Origin of the sequence: Kitasatospora cathayae (assembly GCF_027627435.1) — a bacterium.
GTDB lineage: Bacteria > Actinomycetota > Actinomycetes > Streptomycetales > Streptomycetaceae > Kitasatospora > Kitasatospora cathayae.
In genome coordinates this window covers 4,897,267-4,913,919 of the sequence record NZ_CP115450.1, presented here as the reverse complement: position 1 = coordinate 4,913,919, position 16,653 = coordinate 4,897,267, and the positions used below count along the sequence as shown (strand labels likewise).

The following is a 16,653-nucleotide window of genomic DNA, read 5'->3' as shown; positions in this document are numbered from 1 at the left end:
TCTTCCCTCAGGCATGCACTCACAGGAGGCGTGACCCGCAATGCTCCGCACCATGCTCAAGTCCAAGATCCACCGGGCCACCGTGACCCAGGCCGACCTGCACTACGTCGGCTCCGTCACGGTGGACGAGGACCTGCTCGACGCCGCCGACCTGCTCCCCGGCGAGCTGGTCCACATCGTCGACATCAACAACGGCGCCCGGCTGGAGACCTACACCATCGCCGGCCCGCGCGGCACCGGCGTGATCGGCATCAACGGCGCCGCCGCCCGCCTGGTCCACCCCGGCGACCTGGTCATACTCATCGCCTACGGGCAGATGGACACGGCCGAGGCCAAGGGCTACGAGCCGAAGATCGTCTTCGTGGACGAGCACAACCGGATCACCGGCCTCGGCGGGGACCCGGCCGAGGCCCAGGAGGGCACCGGACTGCTCCGTGGTGACCAGGCGTACCGTGGCGGAGACGGCGCGGCCACCGCGGCCACGCGCTGAAGGAGCCACTGAGCCATGTCCGTGACGCATCGCCTCACCGCCCCGACCCCCGGTTGGACCGCCACCACCGACGTGGTCGTGGTCGGCTCCGGGGTGGCCGGTCTCACCGTCGCCCTCAACGTCCGCAAGGCCGGCCTGCGGGCCATGGTGGTCACCAAGGCGGTGCTGGACGAGGGCTCGACCCGCTGGGCCCAGGGCGGCATCGCGGCCGCCCTGGGCGAGGGGGACACCCCCGAGCAGCACCTGGACGACACCCTGGTGGCCGGCGCCGGGCTCTGTGACGAGGAGGCCGTCCGCACCCTGGTCACCGAGGGCCCGGACGCCGTCCGCCGGCTGATCGCCACCGGCGCCCTGTTCGACCGGGGCGAGGACGGCGAGATCCTGCTGACCCGCGAGGGCGGGCACCACCGCCGCCGGATCGCGCACGCGGGCGGGGACGCGACCGGCGCCGAGATATCGCGCGCACTGGTCGCCGCCGTCCACGCCGACCCTGGCATCGAGCTGATCGAGCACGCGCTCGTCCTCGACCTGCTGACCGACGCCGAGGGCCACGCCGCCGGGCTGACCCTGCACGTGATGGGCGAGGGCCAGCGCGACGGCGTCGGCGCCGTCCGGGCCCGCGCGGTGGTGCTCGCCACCGGCGGCATGGGCCAGGTGTTCTCCGCCACCACCAACCCGGCGGTCTCCACCGGCGACGGCGTGGCGCTGGCGCTGCGGGCCGGCGCCGCCGTCACCGACCTGGAGTTCGTCCAGTTCCACCCCACCGTCCTCTGGCTCGGCCCGGAGGCCGAGGGCCAGCAGCCACTGGTCTCCGAGGCGGTGCGCGGCGAGGGCGCCCACCTGGTGGACGCGGACGGCGTCCGCTTCATGGTGGGGCAGCACGAGCTGGCCGAGCTGGCCCCGCGCGACATCGTCGCCAAGGCGATCACCCGGCGGATGCAGGAGCAGGGCGCCCCGCACATGTTCCTGGACGGCCGGCACTTCGGCGCCGAGATGTGGGAGCAGCGCTTCCCCACCATCCTCGCCTCCTGCCGCGCGCACGGCATCGACCCGGTCACCGCGCCGATCCCGGTCGCCCCGGCCGCGCACTACGCCTCCGGCGGCGTCCGCACCGACCCGCGGGGCCGCACCAGCGTCCCGGGCCTGTACGCCTGCGGCGAGGTCGCCTGCACCGGGGTGCACGGCGCCAACCGGCTGGCCTCGAACTCGCTGCTGGAGGGCCTGGTCTTCGCCGAGCGGATCGCCGCCGACCTGGCCGGCCGGCACGCGGCCGGCGAGCTGCCCGAGCGCACGGTCGACGTCGCCGCCGCCCGGACCGCGCGGCCGGTGCCGCTGCCGCCGTCCGAGGCGCGGGCCGAGATCCAGCGGCTGATGTCGCGCGGCACGGGCGTGCTGCGCTCGGCCGCCTCGATGGCCGACACCGCGGCCGGGCTCGCCCTGATCGCCGAGCAGGCCCACTCGCACGTGGCCGAGGAGAAGCCGGCCGACCCCCGGGTGGAGACCTGGGAGGCCGCCAACCTGCTGCTGGTCGCCACCGCCCTGGTCGCGGCCGCCGCGCAGCGCGAGGAGACCCGCGGCTGCCACTGGCGCGAGGACTTCCCCGAGCGCGACGACGCCCACTGGCGGCGCCACCTGATCACCACCCTCGCCGCCTCCGGCGACCCCGTCAGCACCCCTGAGGAGCAGTAGAACCATGACCCACTCCCACGAGGAACTCCCCCTGGCCGACCAGGGCGGCTGCGGCGACGGCTGCGCCTGCGGGGACGGCGAGGGCTACGAGACCGGTCTGGACCCGCAGCTGGCCGAGCTGCTGGAGCAGGCCGGGCTGGACCCGATCGAGGTCGAGGACATCGCCACCCTGGCGCTGGCCGAGGACCTGGCCGGCGGCGAGGACGTCACCTCGGTGGCCACCGTGCCCGCCGACGCCGTCGCGACCGCCGACTTCACCGCCCGTCAGGCCGGTGTGGTCGCCGGTCTGCGGATCGCCGAGGCCGTCGTCTCGCTGGTGTGCGAGGAGGAGTTCGAGGTCGAGCGGCACGTCGAGGACGGCGACCTGGTCGAGGCCGGCCAGGTGCTGCTCTCGGTCCGCTCCCGTACCCGCGACCTGCTGACCGCCGAGCGCAGCGCGCTCAACCTGCTCTGCCACCTGTCCGGCATCGCCACCGCGACCCGGGCCTGGGCGGACGCCCTGGAGGGCACCGGCGCGGTCGTCCGGGACACCCGCAAGACCACCCCGGGCCTGCGCGCGCTGGAGAAGTTCGCGGTGCGCTGCGGCGGCGGCGTCAACCACCGGATGGCGCTGTCCGACGCGGCCCTGGTGAAGGACAACCACGTGGTCGCGGCCGGCGGCGTGGCCGAGGCCTTCCGGGCCGTCCGGGCCGCGTACCCGGAGCTGCCGGTCGAGGTCGAGGTGGACGCCCTGGAGCAGATCCCGCCGGTGCTGGACGCCGGGGCGGACCTGATCCTGCTGGACAACTTCACGGTCGAGCAGCTGAAGGAGGCCGTCGCGCTGGTGGCCGGCCGGGCGAAGCTGGAGGCCTCCGGCGGACTGACCCTGGCCAGCGCGCGCGAGGTCGCCCAGACTGGTGTCGACTACCTGGCCGTGGGCGCGCTGACCCACTCCTCGCCGATCCTGGACATCGGCCTGGACCTGCGCGCCTGACCGTCAGGTCGAGAGCAGTCCCTGCCCCGTCCCGACTCGCAGAAAGCGTCCCCGTGCTCCTCACCATCGACGTCGGCAACACCCAGACCACGCTCGGCCTGTTCGACGGCGAGGAAGTGGTGGAACACTGGCGGATCTCCACCGATCCGCGTCGCACGGCCGATGAACTGGCGGTGCTGCTGCAGGGGTTGATGGGCAACCACACCGCGGTCCGGGAGGCCGCGGTGGAGGGGCTGGCGATCTGCTCGTCCGTTCCCGCCGTGCTCCACGAGCTCCGCGAGGTGACCCGCCGCTACTACGGCGACGTCCCCGCGGTGATCGTGGAGCCCGGCGTGAAGACCGGGGTGCACGTCCTGATGGACAACCCCAAGGAGGTCGGCGCGGACCGGATCGTCAACGCGCTGGCCGCCAACCACCTGTACGGCGGCCCGTGCATCGTGGTCGACTTCGGCACCGCGACCACCTTCGACGCCGTCAACGCCCGCGGCGACTACGTCGGCGGGGCGATCGCTCCCGGCATCGAGATCTCGGTGGAGGCGCTCGGCGTCCGCGGCGCCCAGCTGCGCAAGATCGAGCTGGCCCGTCCGCGCAACGTGATCGGCAAGAACACCGTCGAGGGCATGCAGTCCGGCATCCTCTACGGCTTCGCCGGGCAGGTCGACGGCCTGGTCGAGCGGATGGCCCGGGAGCTGGCCAAGGACCCGGACGACGTCCAGGTGATCGCCACCGGCGGCCTCGCCCCCCTGGTCCTCGGCGAGGCCGGCACCATCGACGTCCACGAGCCCTGGCTGACCCTGATCGGCCTGCGCCTGGTGTACGAGCGCAACCGGCCGAGCTGACCGGCCGGGCCGGACAGGCCCTGGTTCCGTCGGGCCGATCGTGCGGAATTCCGCGCGACGTTACCGACAAATCGGATATTCGTCACGTAGTGTCAGCCCATGCCTACGCCACACGGATCGCGCGGCGGCATGGCCTTCAGCGCCGATGAAGTCCGCGTGCTGCGCCGAGCCCTCGCCCAAGCCCTGCACCCCGCTGTCCCCGTCCACCTCCAGGGGCCCGACCGGACGGCGTTCGCCGGGCCGGGCGCCGAACTGTGGGCGGAGGACGTCCAGGACGCCCTGCGTCTGACCGAGGCGATCGACGAGGCCGTCCAGGAGGGCGGCCGGCTGCGCGCCTTCCTGCTCGCCGACCTCGGCCGCTACCGCTCCGCCCTGCCCGGCAGCGCCGCCGGCTACCTGGAGCGCCTGGAGGAGGCCGTGACCGGCGGCTACCTGCCCGGGCCCGAGGACCTCACCGCGCTGCGCGGGCTGACCCGCCAGCCCTGCGGCCACGGCGAACGGGCCCGCCGCTCCCGGCTGGCCGGGCGCTGCCACGCGCTGGCCGAGGCGGCCGTGCGCGAACGGCTCGCCCTCACCGCCGGGCACCCGCGCCACCTGGTCGCCGTACCGAACCCCGCCGCACCCCCGAGCAGTCACCCCACCCCTGTAGGAGGACGGACCACGATGAGCAGCACCGACTCCCGGGACTCCCGCCCGGAGCAGCCCGCCGCCGCGCCGACCCCGCCCCGCCCGCACCGGATGCCCACCCCGGCCGAGATCTTCGGCCGCCGCCCCAAGCCGCCGGCCCACCCGGCCGACCCCGCCGAACCGGCCGACGAGGCCCCGGACGAGGTCGAACTGCGCACCGGCACCGGCTGACCCGCCGCCCGCCCCCGGAGGAGAGGCCGTCGATCCGACGGCCTCCCCTCACGCGTCATCCGGTCGCGGAGCACGCCGTACGGCTGGCTACCCTTGTGGGGTGAGCGATCAGAGCCTTATTCCCGCGACCGACGACCTTCCCGAGCAGATGCGCGTCCGGCGCGAGAAGCTGGACCGGCTCCGGGCGGCCGGTGTCGACCCGTACCCGGTCGGATTCCCCCGCACCAGCACCATCGCCGACCTGCGCGCCAAGCACCCGGACCTCGAGCCCGACACCGCGACCGGTGAGCGGGCCGGCATCACCGGCCGGGTGATCCTCTCCCGCACCGGCGGCAAGCTGTGCTTCGCCACCCTGCGTGACGGCACCGGCGACCTCCAGGTGATGCTCTCCCTGGACAAGCTGGGCGCCGAGCGGCTGGCGGCCTGGAAGTCCGACATCGACCTCGGTGACCAGGTCGGCGTCGAGGGTGAGGTGATCACCTCCAAGCGCGGCGAGCTGTCGGTGATGGTGGACCGCTGGGAGCTCACCGCCAAGTGCCTGCGCCCGCTGCCGGACAAGCACAAGGGCCTGACCGACCCGGAGGCCCGGGTCCGCCAGCGGTACCTCGACCTGATCGTGAACCCCGAGGCCCGCGAGATCCTGCACCTGCGCAGCAAGGTCGTCCGCTCGATCCGCCGCACCTACGAGGACCGCGGCTACATCGAGGTCGAGACCCCGATGCTGCAGCCGGTGCACGGCGGCGCCAACGCCCGCCCGTTCAAGACGCACATCAACGCGTACGACATCGACCTGTACATGCGCATCGCGCCCGAGCTGTACCTCAAGCGGCTGGTGGTCGGCGGCGCCGAGAAGGTCTTCGAGATCAACCGCAACTTCCGCAACGAGGGCGCGGACGCCACCCACAACCCCGAGTTCACCTCGCTGGAGTCGTACGAGGCCTACGGCGACTACGACACCCAGGCCGAGCTGATCCGCGAGACGATCGTCAACGCCGCCCGGGACGCCCTGGGCACCACGGTGATCAAGGGCGTGGACGCGCACGGCGTGGAGCACGAGATCGACCTGGCCGAGCCGTGGGAGGAGGTCAGCGTCTACCCGGGCATCTCCGCCCGCCTGGGCGTCGAGGTCACCCCGGAGACCTCGGTCGAGGAGCTGCGGAAGCTGGCCACCGAGCACGGCATCCCGTACGAGAAGAACTGGGGCCACGGCCAGATCGTGCTGGAGATGGTCGAGCGCCTGCTGGAGGAGAACGCCGTCCGGCCGACCTTCATCAAGGACTACCCGACCGAGGTCTCCCCGCTGACCCGCCAGCACCGCTCGGTTCCGGGCGTGGCCGAGAAGTGGGACCTGGTGATCTTCGGCACCGAGATCGGCACCGCCTACTCCGAGCTGATCGACCCGGTCGAGCAGCGCGCCCGCTTCACCGCCCAGTCCCTGCTGGCCGCGGGCGGCGACGTCGAGGCGATGCAGCTGGACGAGGACTTCCTGCGCGCCCTGGAGTACGCGATGCCCCCGACCGGTGGCCTCGGCCTCGGCGTGGACCGCCTGATCATGCTGCTGACCGGCAAGAACATCCGGGAGACCGTGCTCTTCCCGCTGGTGAAGCCGGAGCCGAAGGCTTCCGCCGCGACGGCGGAGAAGACCGAGGAGGAGTGATCTGATGGACTACGTCAGCGCGATCGTGCCGCCACTGGTCATGGCGATCGGCTTCGGATTCCTGGTGCGGGCCATCATCCGCAGCCAGGGCGGGGCCCAGAAGGCCAAGGAAGACGTCGACTGATCGACTGACGCCGTCAGCCGCTCCCGAACGACCCGTGCGCCGCCATTCCCGATTCCCGGGGGTGGCGGCGCGCCGGTTTGGCGCACTTCACAAGATTTGCCCCATTCACTCCCTATCCTGGCGGCACTATGGTCCGGCAACTCGGCGAACTTGAGAACGCCATCATGACCCGGGTGTGGCGGTGGAACCGACCGGTGACGGTTCGCGAGGTTCTCCTGGATCTGCAGTCGGAACGCGAAATCGCGTACACCACCGTGATGACCGTCCTGGACAAGCTGCACAGAAAGGGCTGGTTGCGCCGCGAGCGGGCCGGCCGGGCCTATCGATATGAACCGGTCTCCTCGCGCGAGGCGTACACGGCGGCCCTGATGAACGACGCCTGGGCCACCAGTGACAATCCCGCGGCGGCCCTGGTGCACTTCTTCGGCCTGATGTCCCCGGAGCAACGCGAGGCCCTCCGGGACGCGTTGCGGGTGGCGGCGTTGTTCCCGTCCGATCCGGCGACGGATCCGACCGACGCGGATTCCGCCGGGGACGGCCCCGATAGCGGCGGCTCCGATACCGGCGGAGCGGATACCGGGGAGACCGCGCCTGGTCCGACGCGATAACGTCCCGCCATGGAGGTCACCATCCGCCGCGCGCGGACCACGGACGTACGGGCCGTACGCGGGCTCATCGACGCCTACTCGCGCGACGGCATTCTGCTCGACAAGCCCACGGTCACACTGTTCGAATCCGTCCAGGAGTTCTGGGTCGCGGAACGCGACGACAACGGCGCGGTGGTGGCCTGCGGCGCCCTGCACGTGATGTGGGAGGACCTCGCCGAGGTCCGCACGCTCGCGGTCGATCCGTCCTGCCGGGGCTTCGGGATCGGGCACCTGCTGTTGGAGAAGCTGGTGCAGACGGCCCGCTGGCTGGGCGTCCGTCGGATTTTCTGCCTGACGTTCGAGGTGCCGTTCTTCGCGAAACACGGTTTCGTCGAGATCGGGGAGGTTCAGGAAGCCGATGATGGTACGACAGACCCGGCGGCGATCGCTACGGATGTCTATGAAGAACTCCTCCGCTCGTACGATGAAGGTGTCGCCGAGTTCCTTGACCTCGAGCGGGTGAAGCCCAACACACTGGGCAACTCGCGCATGCTGCTGCACCTCTGAGCGGCTCCGAGCCGGTCAAGGGTTTGTGTTTTCCGGAGAAAGGCGCTTTCCTTTCCTTAGGCAATGGGTCGTTTAGCGGAAAGGGAAGCCCGTGGCACAGAGGGTGCAGGTCATTCTTGAAGACGATCTCGATGGCGGTTCGGCGGACGAGACGGTGACGTTCGCGCTCGACGGCGTTGCCTACGAGATCGACCTGAAGAGCGCCAACGCGGACAAGCTGCGCGGTCTGCTGGCGCCCTACGTGGAGAAGGGCCGCAAGCAGAGCGGCCGGCTCGCCGGCTCCCGCCGTCCGGGCCGCGGCGCGGCGGCGCGGCCGTCCGGCAGCGCTCCCGACACCGCGAAGATCCGCGCGTGGGCCAAGGAGCAGGGCATGGACGTCAACGACCGCGGTCGGGTGCCGAGCACCGTCCGCGAGGCCTACGACAAGGCCAACGCGTCCTGACCCCGGCGCCGCCCGCCCGCCGGAGCGGATGCGGGGCCCCGGCTGCCGCGTACGGCGCCGACGACACACGCGCGGGGCGCGGAGGGAACACCTCCGCGCCCCGCGGCGCGCACCCGGCCGACCGTGGAGCCGGGGGCCGGTCCGGGGCGACCGGCCGGCCCGGCGGGCTCGGGCGGCGGAACAATCACGAGCTGTGCAACGCTGTAGGAGCGAAGCGGTAACGCGGACACCCCGGGATGGCGTACGACCGACCCGGCCGCCGTTGAACCACCGTCACCGCGGCCCGACTTCTCGCCAGGCGAACACCGCCACCGCGGAAACTGCGCGAGAAGCACCCCGATACCGGGTATGAATGCGGGTGGACGGTTCTTCGACCCGTCCAGGGGCAGCATGTTCGACCGGCCGAAGAGGGTCCGGCTCCGCCCCGGCGGCTCTTGTTCGCCGATGGCGTAGCGGTTTCCGGTGCATCCGGCCCACCTGTGGGAACACCGATTCCCAGCATCAGGTTGGGATTGGTGTCGGCTGGTCGCGCAGCATCTCGCTCCTCTACCGGGGAGTGAATCCGTGGGCCGCGCCGCTGAGCGGGACTAGCATGCGGAAGGACAGGGCGGGGACGGACCCCGAACTGCCCGACCGCTCTGAGGAGCGATAAACGATGTTCGAGAGGTTCACCGACCGCGCGCGGCGGGTTGTCGTCCTGGCTCAGGAAGAAGCCCGGATGCTCAACCACAACTACATCGGCACCGAGCACATCCTCCTGGGTCTGATCCACGAGGGCGAGGGCGTCGCCGCCAAGGCCCTGGAGAGCCTCGGGATTTCCCTTGAGGCCGTGCGCCAGCAGGTCGAGGAGATCATCGGCCAGGGCCAGCAGGCCCCGTCCGGTCACATTCCCTTCACCCCCCGGGCGAAGAAGGTCCTGGAGCTGTCGCTCCGGGAGGCCCTGCAGCTCGGCCACAACTACATCGGCACCGAGCACATCCTGCTCGGCCTGATCCGCGAGGGCGAGGGCGTCGCCGCCCAGGTCCTGGTCAAGCTGGGTGCCGACCTCAACCGGGTGCGCCAGCAGGTCATCCAGCTGCTCTCCGGCTACCAGACCAGCGGCGGCAAGGAGTCGGCCACGGCCGGCGGGCCCGCCGAGGGCACCCCGTCGACCTCGCTGGTCCTGGACCAGTTCGGGCGCAACCTCACCCAGGCCGCCCGCGAGGCCAAGCTCGACCCGGTCATCGGGCGCGAGAAGGAGATCGAGCGGGTCATGCAGGTGCTGTCCCGCCGCACCAAGAACAACCCGGTCCTGATCGGTGAGCCCGGCGTCGGCAAGACCGCCGTGGTCGAGGGCCTGGCGCAGGCGATCGTCAAGGGCGAGGTCCCGGAGACGCTCAAGGACAAGCAGCTCTACACGCTGGACCTGGGCGCCCTGGTGGCCGGCTCGCGTTACCGCGGTGACTTCGAGGAGCGCCTGAAGAAGGTGCTCAAGGAGATCCGCACCCGCGGCGACATCATCCTGTTCATCGACGAGCTGCACACCCTGGTCGGCGCGGGCGCCGCCGAGGGCGCCATCGACGCCGCCAGCATCCTCAAGCCGATGCTGGCCCGCGGCGAGCTGCAGACCATCGGTGCCACCACCCTGGACGAGTACCGCAAGCACCTGGAGAAGGACGCCGCGCTGGAGCGCCGCTTCCAGCCGATCCAGGTCGCCGAGCCCTCGCTGCCGCACACCATCGAGATCCTCAAGGGTCTGCGCGACCGCTACGAGGCCCACCACCGGGTCTCCATCACGGACGCCGCCCTGGTCGCCGCCGCCACCCTGGCCGACCGGTACATCTCGGACCGCTTCCTGCCGGACAAGGCGATCGACCTGATCGACGAGGCCGGTTCCCGGATGCGCATCCGCCGGATGACCGCGCCGCCGGACCTGCGCGAGTTCGACGAGAAGATCGCCGACGTGCGCCGCGAGAAGGAGAGCGCGATCGACGCGCAGGACTTCGAGAAGGCCGCGTCCCTGCGCGACGACGAGAAGCAGCTCCTGCAGGCCAAGGCCAAGCGCGAGAAGGAGTGGAAGGCCGGCGACATGGACGTCGTCGCGGAGGTCAACGAGGAGCTCATCGCCGAGGTCCTGGCCACCGCCACCGGCATCCCGGTCTTCAAGCTGACCGAGGAGGAGACCTCCCGGCTGCTGCGCATGGAGGACGAGCTGCACAAGCGCGTCATCGGCCAGAAGGACGCCATCAAGGCGCTCTCCCAGGCCATCCGGCGCACCCGGGCGGGCCTCAAGGACCCGAAGCGCCCCGGCGGTTCGTTCATCTTCGCCGGCCCGTCCGGCGTCGGTAAGACCGAGCTGTCCAAGACGCTCGCCGAGTTCCTCTTCGGCGACGAGGACGCGCTGATCGCGCTCGACATGTCCGAGTTCTCCGAGAAGCACACCGTCTCCCGGCTGTTCGGCTCCCCGCCCGGGTACGTGGGCTACGAGGAGGGCGGCCAGCTGACCGAGAAGGTCCGCCGCAAGCCGTTCTCGGTCGTCCTCTTCGACGAGGTCGAGAAGGCCCACCCGGACATCTTCAACTCGCTGCTGCAGATCCTGGAGGACGGTCGACTGACCGACTCCCAGGGCCGCGTGGTCGACTTCAAGAACACCGTCATCATCATGACGACCAACCTCGGCACCCGGGACATCTCCAAGGGCTTCAACCTGGGCTTCGCGGCCACGGGTGACACCCAGACCGGGTACGAGCGGATGAAGGCGAAGGTCGGCGAGGAGCTCAAGCAGCACTTCCGCCCCGAGTTCCTGAACCGCGTCGACGACATCGTGGTGTTCCACCAGCTGTCCGAGGACGACATCATCCAGATCGTCGACCTGATGATCGCCAAGGTGGACGAGCGGCTCAAGGACAAGGACATGGGCCTGGAGCTCAGCGTCGAGGCCAAGAAGCTGCTGGCCAAGCGCGGCTACGACCCGATCCTGGGTGCCCGTCCGCTGCGCCGCACCATCCAGCGCGAGATCGAGGACCACCTCTCCGAGAAGATCCTCTTCGGCGAGCTGCGGGCCGGCCACATCGTGGTCGTCGACGTGGAGGGCGAGGGCAAGGACGCCAAGTTCACCTTCCGCGGCGAGGAGAAGTCGGCCGTCGCGGACACCCCGGCCGCGGTCGCCTCGTCCGGTCCGGACCTGACGAAGTAGAGCAACACTCAACAGACAACTTCACAGCCACCGAGCCCCCGGCGTTCGCGCCGGGGGCTCGGTGCGTTCCGCGTCCCCGTCCAAGCGCCCAGGCCCGGTGTTCTCCGACCGACCGTCAGCTGACGGAAAATCGGCGAGCATAGCGCCGTGCCCATGTCAGGGTCAAGGTCTATCTTTTCCAGCCACGCTTCGGTCAAATGACGTCCACCTGTCTTTCATATTGGTTTACCGAGCTTTGGCCAAGAGTCGGCTCGGTCGGGGAGGGCGTCACAACGTTGAAGACCACCAGGAGGGCCGCCGCGGTCACCACCGCGGCGGCGGTCATAGTCACGCTCGGCGCGGGCCTGCTCCCGAGCAGCGCCGCCGCGGCCGGCTCGGCACCGGTTCCGAAGGACCCCGCCGACGCCGTCCAGGCCGTCAACACCGAGCACAACATCCCGGGCCCGCTGACCGCCAAGGTCGAGGCCGAGAAGAAGGCGGCCACCGAGCAGCTGCTCAACGGCACCGCCCAGGTCGAGCAGCACAACGGCAGCACCAGCGTGAAGCTCGGCAGGGACAAGTACGTCGAGCTCGCCCGTGAGCGCACCGACAAGATCTTCACGATCCTGGTCGACTTCGGCGACCAGGTCGACAGCACCACCAAGACCGCCGACGGCAAGGTCAAGTACGGCGGCGAGCCCGGCCCCAAGCACAACGAGATCGCGGCGCCGGACCGCGCCACGAACAACTCGACCGCCTGGCAGGCCGACTACAACCAGCAGCACTACCAGGACCTGTACTTCGCCAAGGACAAGCCCTCGCTGAAGACCTTCTACGAGAAGCAGTCCTCGGGCCGCTACTCGGTCGACGGCGTGGTCTCGGACTGGGTCCGGGTGCCGTGGAACGAGGCCCGGTACGGCTCCGACTACTGCGGCTCCAACGTCTGCGCCAGCGCCCAGGACCTGATCCGCGACGCCGTCGACATCTGGTACAAGGACCAGCTGGCGAAGGGTCAGACCGAAGCCCAGATCAAGGCGACCCTGGCCCAGTACGACCAGTGGGACCGCTACGGCTCGCACCACGACGGGAACTTCAACCAGCCCGACGGGTACATCGACCACTTCCAGATCGTGCACGCCGGTGAGGACAAGTCGGCCGGTGGCGGCAAGCAGGGCAGCAAGGCCCTGTGGGCCCACCGCTCCTACGTCTACGGCAACCTGACGGGCCAGGCCGGCCCCGACGGCAACAAGCTGGGCGGCGTCCAGGTCGGCAACACCGGCTTCTGGATCGGCGACTACACGATGCAGCCGGAGAACGGCGGCCTCGGCGTCTTCGCCCACGAATACGGCCACGACCTCGGTCTGCCGGACCTCTACGACACCGCCGGCAAGGGCATCGACAACTCGGTCGGCTTCTGGTCGCTGATGTCCTCCGGTTCCTGGCTCGGCGAGGGCAAGGACAGCATCGGCGACATGCCGGACGACCTCGACGCCTGGAGCAAGTACCAGCTCGGCTGGCTCAAGGCCGACCGTGCCAAGGCCGGCACCGAGTCGACCCACCACATCGGCCCGGTGGAGTACAACTCCAACCTGCCGCAGGCGCTCATCGTCGACCTGCCGAAGAAGAGCATCACCACCGACATCAACAAGCCCTTCGCGGGCAACAGCGAGTGGTGGAGCGGCAGCGCCGACAACCTGAACGTCACGCTGACCCGGGACATCGACCTGACCGGCAAGACCAAGGCCAGCATCAACGCCAAGGCCTGGTACGAGCTGGAGCAGGACTTCGACTACGCCTTCGGCGAGGTCTCTACCGACGGCGGCAAGACCTGGACCGTCGTGGACGGCACCTGGAACGGCGCCGCGCTCCCCAAGGCGAACGGCCGCCCGGCCCTCAGCGGCCTCACCGCCGCCTGGGGCGACCTGTCCTTCAACCTGGACGCCTACGCCGGCAAGAAGATCCAGTTCCGCTACCACAACACCACCGACGGCGGCCTGCACTACCGCGGCTTCGCGGTGGACGACATCTCGGTGACCGCCGACGGCGCCACCGTGTTCAGCGACGACGTGGAGAACGGCGACAACGGCTGGACCGCCGCCGGCTTCACCCGCTTCGGCGGCTCGTACACCAAGGACTACGCGCAGTACTACATCGCGGAGAACAAGCAGTACGTGTCGTTCGACCAGACGCTGAAGACCGGCCCGTACAACTTCGGCTCCGCCAGCAAGCCCAACTGGGTCGAGCACTACTCCTACCAGCCCGGTCTGCTGATCTGGTACTGGGACGAGTCTCAGACCGACAACAACGTCAGCGCCCACCCGGGCCACGGCCTGGTCCTGCCGGTCGACTCGCACCCGACTCCGATGAAGTGGTCGGACGGCACCCTGATGCGTCCGCGCATGCAGGGCTTTGACTCCACCTTCGGCTCGCGTCGCGTCCCAGCGCTGACCCTGCACAAGGCGGACGTCGAGACGGTCATCCCGAAGTCCAAGGGCGTCGACGAGTTCTCCGACCTGAAGTCCTGGTGGTCGAAGGACAACCCGTACGCGGGTGTCGACGTGCCGAAGACCGGCACCAGCATCGAGGTCGAGAACGAGTCCGCGAACTACCTGGAGACCTGGATCCGGGTCCGCCCGGTCGACAACTGATCGTCCTGACGATCGGGCCGTGATCGCACGGCACTGAAGTCTCCACGTCCGGCCCGCCCCCGCACTCGCGCGGGGGCGGGCCGGACGCTTTCGCGGCGCCCTGCCGACGGCCGGACCCGGTCACCGGGGGTCCGAGCTCACCCGGCGTTCCAGGCCGGACAGGGCCCAGCCGCTCAGCCGGCCGTCCGGGCCGGGTGGCTGATCCGGCCGCCGATCTCCAGCGCGACCGTGCGGGCGGCCTCCAGCGCCTCGTCCAAGTCGGCCACCGGCACCTTCTCGCCCCACACGTTCTCGGCGGGGACGGGGTCCTTGCCGTCCTGCTGGAGCAGGAACATCGACGAGTGGATGGTGAACAGCGTCATCGCGGCGCGCAGCCGGTCCTGGAAGCTCGCCTCCGGCCCGTGGACCAGCTGCATCATGGTGATGATCCGCTCCTTGAAGGCCAGTCCGGCCGGGGACTCCCGGAGCGCGGGCTGGTTCTCGTGGAAGAAGCGCAGCAGCGGGGCCCGCTCGGCCATCCCGTCCGCGAAGCGGCGGATCAGCTCGTCGCGCGTCTGCGGGCTCCAGTCCTGCTCGCGGCCCCACGCGATGGTCTCGTCGATCGGTGCGGACATCCGCTCGACGATGCCCAGGACGATGTCGTCCTTGGTCTTGAAGTGGTAGTAGAGCGCGGCCTTGGTGACGCCCAGGCGGTCGGCGATCTCGCGCAGTGAGGTCTGCTCGTAGCCCTGCTCCGAGAAGAGCTCCAACGACACCTCGATGATGCGAGCCCGGGTGTCGCTGCGGGGGCTGTGCGGAGTGCCCATGGCCTGCCTCATGACTGCGTCGGTGACTGCTGCGGACTCCAGGGTGGCGTCCGCCCCGGGCCCCATTCTCCCTGCCCAGGGGGCCGGCATGAAAACTGGCTTGACGACCGGCTAGGAAACAACTTACCGTGCCGACGATCGATAAACTAGCCGGGCGACAAGTAAGTGAGCCGCCACCCGGCGCGACGCTCGTCCGAACACCTCCGGGAGACCCACCCCATGTCACAGTCCAAGACCGCCGGCCCGGTACCGGAGGACAAGACGGCCGAGGAGGAACAGCCGCGGTCACCCCGCGAGATCCGCCTCGTGATGGTCGGCTTGGTCGTCACGATGCTGCTGGCCATGCTCGACAACCTGATCGTCGGCACCGCGATGCCGACCATCGTCGGTGACCTCGGCGGCGCCGAGCACCTGTCCTGGGTCGTCACCGCGTACACCCTGGCCATGGCCGCCTCCACCCCGATCTGGGGCAAGCTCGGCGACCTGTACGGCCGCAAGGGCAGCTTCCTGACCTCGATCGTGATCTTCCTGGTGGGCTCGGCGCTGTCCGGCCTGTCGCAGAACATGAACGAGCTGATCGGCTTCCGCGCCCTGCAGGGCCTGGGCGCCGGCGGTCTGATGGTCGGCGTCATGTCGATCATGGGCGCGCTCGTCCCGCCGCGCGACCGCGGCAAGTACCAGGGCATGTTCGCCGCCGTGATGGCCCTCGCCACCATCGGCGGCCCCCTGGTCGGCGGTTTCATCACGGACCACCTGAGCTGGCACTGGACCTTCTACATCAACCTGCCGCTCGGCGTGATCGCGCTCGCCGTGGTCATCGTCACCCTGAAGCTGCCGAAGGTCCGCAACAACGCCCGGATCGACTACCCGGGCGCCGTGCTGCTCACCGTCGGCATCACCTCGCTCGTGCTGATCACCACCTGGGGCGGCCAGCAGTACGCCTGGGGCTCCAAGGAGATCCTCGGCCTGGCGGCGCTCGCCATCGCCTCGCTGATCGCGTTCTGCTACGTCGAGCAGCGGGCCCAGGAGCCGATGCTGCCGCTGAGCCTGTTCCGGAACCTGAACTTCACGCTGGTCTCGATCATCGGCTTCATCGTCGGCTTCGTGATGTTCGGCTCGACCGTCTTCCTCCCGCTCTACCAGCAGATAGTCCAGGGTGCCTCGGCGACCAACTCCGGCCTGCTGCTGATGCCGATGATGTTCGGCATGCTGGTCGTGTCGCTGGTGGTCGGCCAGGCCGTCACCAAGACCGGCAAGTACCGGATCTTCCCGATCATCGGCACCATCGTGATGGCCGGCGGCCTGGTCCTGCTCTCCACCATGGGCACCGAGACCAGCAGCTTCACCTCGGCCTGCTGGATGGTCGTGCTCGGCGCCGGCATGGGCTTCCTGATGCAGATCACCATGCTGGTCGCGCAGAACAGCGTCGAGCTCAAGGACATGGGCGTGGCCAGCTCCACCGCCACCCTGTTCCGCACCATCGGCGGTTCCTTCGGTGTCGCGCTGTTCGGCGCGCTGTTCAACAACCGGGTGAAGGACACCATGGGCGAGCTGACGGCCGGGAAGATGCCGCCGGGCGGCATGAAGGACCCGGGCCAGATGAGCCCGGCCGCCCTGCGCCAGCTGGACCCGGGCATCCAGGACGCCTACCACCACGCGGTGTCCAACGGCATCCACACCGTCTTCCTGTGGGCCGCCGGGGTGGCCGTGATCGCCATCGCCGCCGCGGTGTTCCTGCGCGAGGTGCCGCTGCGCGGCGCTGGCAAGGGCGAGCAGCCGGCCGAGGCCTCGCTGGAGGCGGCGGCGGTCTGACGGTCCT

General features: G+C 70.1%; 13 protein-coding genes. 12 read left to right on the top strand and 1 reads right to left on the bottom strand.

The features are described 5' to 3' along the window. Positions 1 to 40 precede the first annotated feature (40 nt). From panD to O1G21_RS21800, 11 genes are all read left to right on the top strand, one after another. Positions 41 to 490: an aspartate 1-decarboxylase gene (gene panD, locus O1G21_RS21850; RefSeq protein WP_270146235.1), complete on the top strand. Its 450-nt coding sequence runs from the start codon at positions 41 to 43 to the stop codon at positions 488 to 490. A gap of 15 nt (positions 491 to 505) precedes the next feature. Beyond that, positions 506 to 2,179, top strand: coding sequence for an L-aspartate oxidase (locus O1G21_RS21845; protein ID WP_270146233.1), 1,674 nt, complete (start codon positions 506 to 508; stop codon positions 2,177 to 2,179). Positions 2,180 to 2,183: 4 nt separating this feature from the next. Continuing rightward, on the top strand, positions 2,184 to 3,152 hold the full coding sequence (gene nadC, locus O1G21_RS21840; RefSeq protein ID WP_270146231.1) for a carboxylating nicotinate-nucleotide diphosphorylase: 969 nt from the start codon (positions 2,184 to 2,186) through the stop codon (positions 3,150 to 3,152). Positions 3,153 to 3,205: 53 nt separating this feature from the next. After that, complete coding sequence (locus O1G21_RS21835; RefSeq protein WP_270146229.1) at positions 3,206 to 3,991, top strand: type III pantothenate kinase; 786 nt, start codon at positions 3,206 to 3,208, stop codon at positions 3,989 to 3,991. A 99-nt stretch (positions 3,992 to 4,090) separates the two neighbouring features. After that, a complete protein-coding gene (locus O1G21_RS21830) occupies positions 4,091 to 4,849 on the top strand; it encodes a hypothetical protein (RefSeq protein ID WP_270146227.1) in 759 nt (252 codons plus the stop codon). 100 nt (positions 4,850 to 4,949) lie between these two features. Further along, positions 4,950 to 6,506 (top strand): bifunctional lysylphosphatidylglycerol synthetase/lysine--tRNA ligase LysX, encoded by a 1,557-nt coding sequence (gene lysX / locus O1G21_RS21825; RefSeq protein ID WP_405000693.1) that lies wholly within the window; start codon positions 4,950 to 4,952, stop codon positions 6,504 to 6,506. Between the two features lie 252 nt (positions 6,507 to 6,758). Then, complete coding sequence (locus O1G21_RS21820) at positions 6,759 to 7,238, top strand: BlaI/MecI/CopY family transcriptional regulator (protein WP_270146225.1); 480 nt, start codon at positions 6,759 to 6,761, stop codon at positions 7,236 to 7,238. A 9-nt stretch (positions 7,239 to 7,247) separates the two neighbouring features. After that, positions 7,248 to 7,784 carry an amino-acid N-acetyltransferase gene (locus O1G21_RS21815; protein ID WP_270146223.1) on the top strand — a complete coding sequence of 179 codons (537 nt, stop codon included), beginning with the start codon at positions 7,248 to 7,250 and terminating at the stop codon, positions 7,782 to 7,784. 91 nt (positions 7,785 to 7,875) lie between these two features. Then, on the top strand, positions 7,876 to 8,226 hold the full coding sequence (locus tag O1G21_RS21810) for a histone-like nucleoid-structuring protein Lsr2 (protein ID WP_270146222.1): 351 nt from the start codon (positions 7,876 to 7,878) through the stop codon (positions 8,224 to 8,226). A 655-nt stretch (positions 8,227 to 8,881) separates the two neighbouring features. Next, the gene (locus tag O1G21_RS21805; protein WP_270146220.1) at positions 8,882 to 11,401 is read left to right on the top strand and encodes an ATP-dependent Clp protease ATP-binding subunit; all 2,520 of its coding nucleotides are present in this window, start codon (positions 8,882 to 8,884) and stop codon (positions 11,399 to 11,401) included. A 275-nt stretch (positions 11,402 to 11,676) separates the two neighbouring features. Further along, positions 11,677 to 14,028: an immune inhibitor A domain-containing protein gene (locus O1G21_RS21800; RefSeq protein WP_270146218.1), complete on the top strand. Its 2,352-nt coding sequence runs from the start codon at positions 11,677 to 11,679 to the stop codon at positions 14,026 to 14,028. Positions 14,029 to 14,201: 173 nt separating this feature from the next. On the opposite strand, the gene O1G21_RS21795 is transcribed toward O1G21_RS21800, so the two are convergent. After that, positions 14,202 to 14,834, bottom strand: coding sequence for a TetR/AcrR family transcriptional regulator (locus O1G21_RS21795; RefSeq protein ID WP_270146216.1), 633 nt, complete (start codon positions 14,832 to 14,834; stop codon positions 14,202 to 14,204). A gap of 219 nt (positions 14,835 to 15,053) precedes the next feature. On the opposite strand from O1G21_RS21795, the gene O1G21_RS21790 reads away from it, so the two are divergent. Beyond that, positions 15,054 to 16,646 (top strand): MDR family MFS transporter, encoded by a 1,593-nt coding sequence (locus O1G21_RS21790; protein WP_270146214.1) that lies wholly within the window; start codon positions 15,054 to 15,056, stop codon positions 16,644 to 16,646. The last annotated feature ends 7 nt before the right edge of the window (positions 16,647 to 16,653 follow it).

Coding starts and splice junctions, on each gene's coding strand:
- panD (WP_270146235.1), top strand. CDS start 41: ATGCTCCGCACCATGCTCAAGTCCAAGATCCACCGGGCCACCGTGACC.
- O1G21_RS21845 (WP_270146233.1), top strand. CDS start 506: ATGTCCGTGACGCATCGCCTCACCGCCCCGACCCCCGGTTGGACCGCC.
- nadC (WP_270146231.1), top strand. CDS start 2,184: ATGACCCACTCCCACGAGGAACTCCCCCTGGCCGACCAGGGCGGCTGC.
- O1G21_RS21830 (WP_270146227.1), top strand. CDS start 4,091: ATGCCTACGCCACACGGATCGCGCGGCGGCATGGCCTTCAGCGCCGAT.
- O1G21_RS21820 (WP_270146225.1), top strand. CDS start 6,759: ATGGTCCGGCAACTCGGCGAACTTGAGAACGCCATCATGACCCGGGTG.
- O1G21_RS21815 (WP_270146223.1), top strand. CDS start 7,248: ATGGAGGTCACCATCCGCCGCGCGCGGACCACGGACGTACGGGCCGTA.
- O1G21_RS21805 (WP_270146220.1), top strand. CDS start 8,882: ATGTTCGAGAGGTTCACCGACCGCGCGCGGCGGGTTGTCGTCCTGGCT.
- O1G21_RS21795 (WP_270146216.1), bottom strand. CDS start 14,834: ATGGGCACTCCGCACAGCCCCCGCAGCGACACCCGGGCTCGCATCATC.
- O1G21_RS21790 (WP_270146214.1), top strand. CDS start 15,054: ATGTCACAGTCCAAGACCGCCGGCCCGGTACCGGAGGACAAGACGGCC.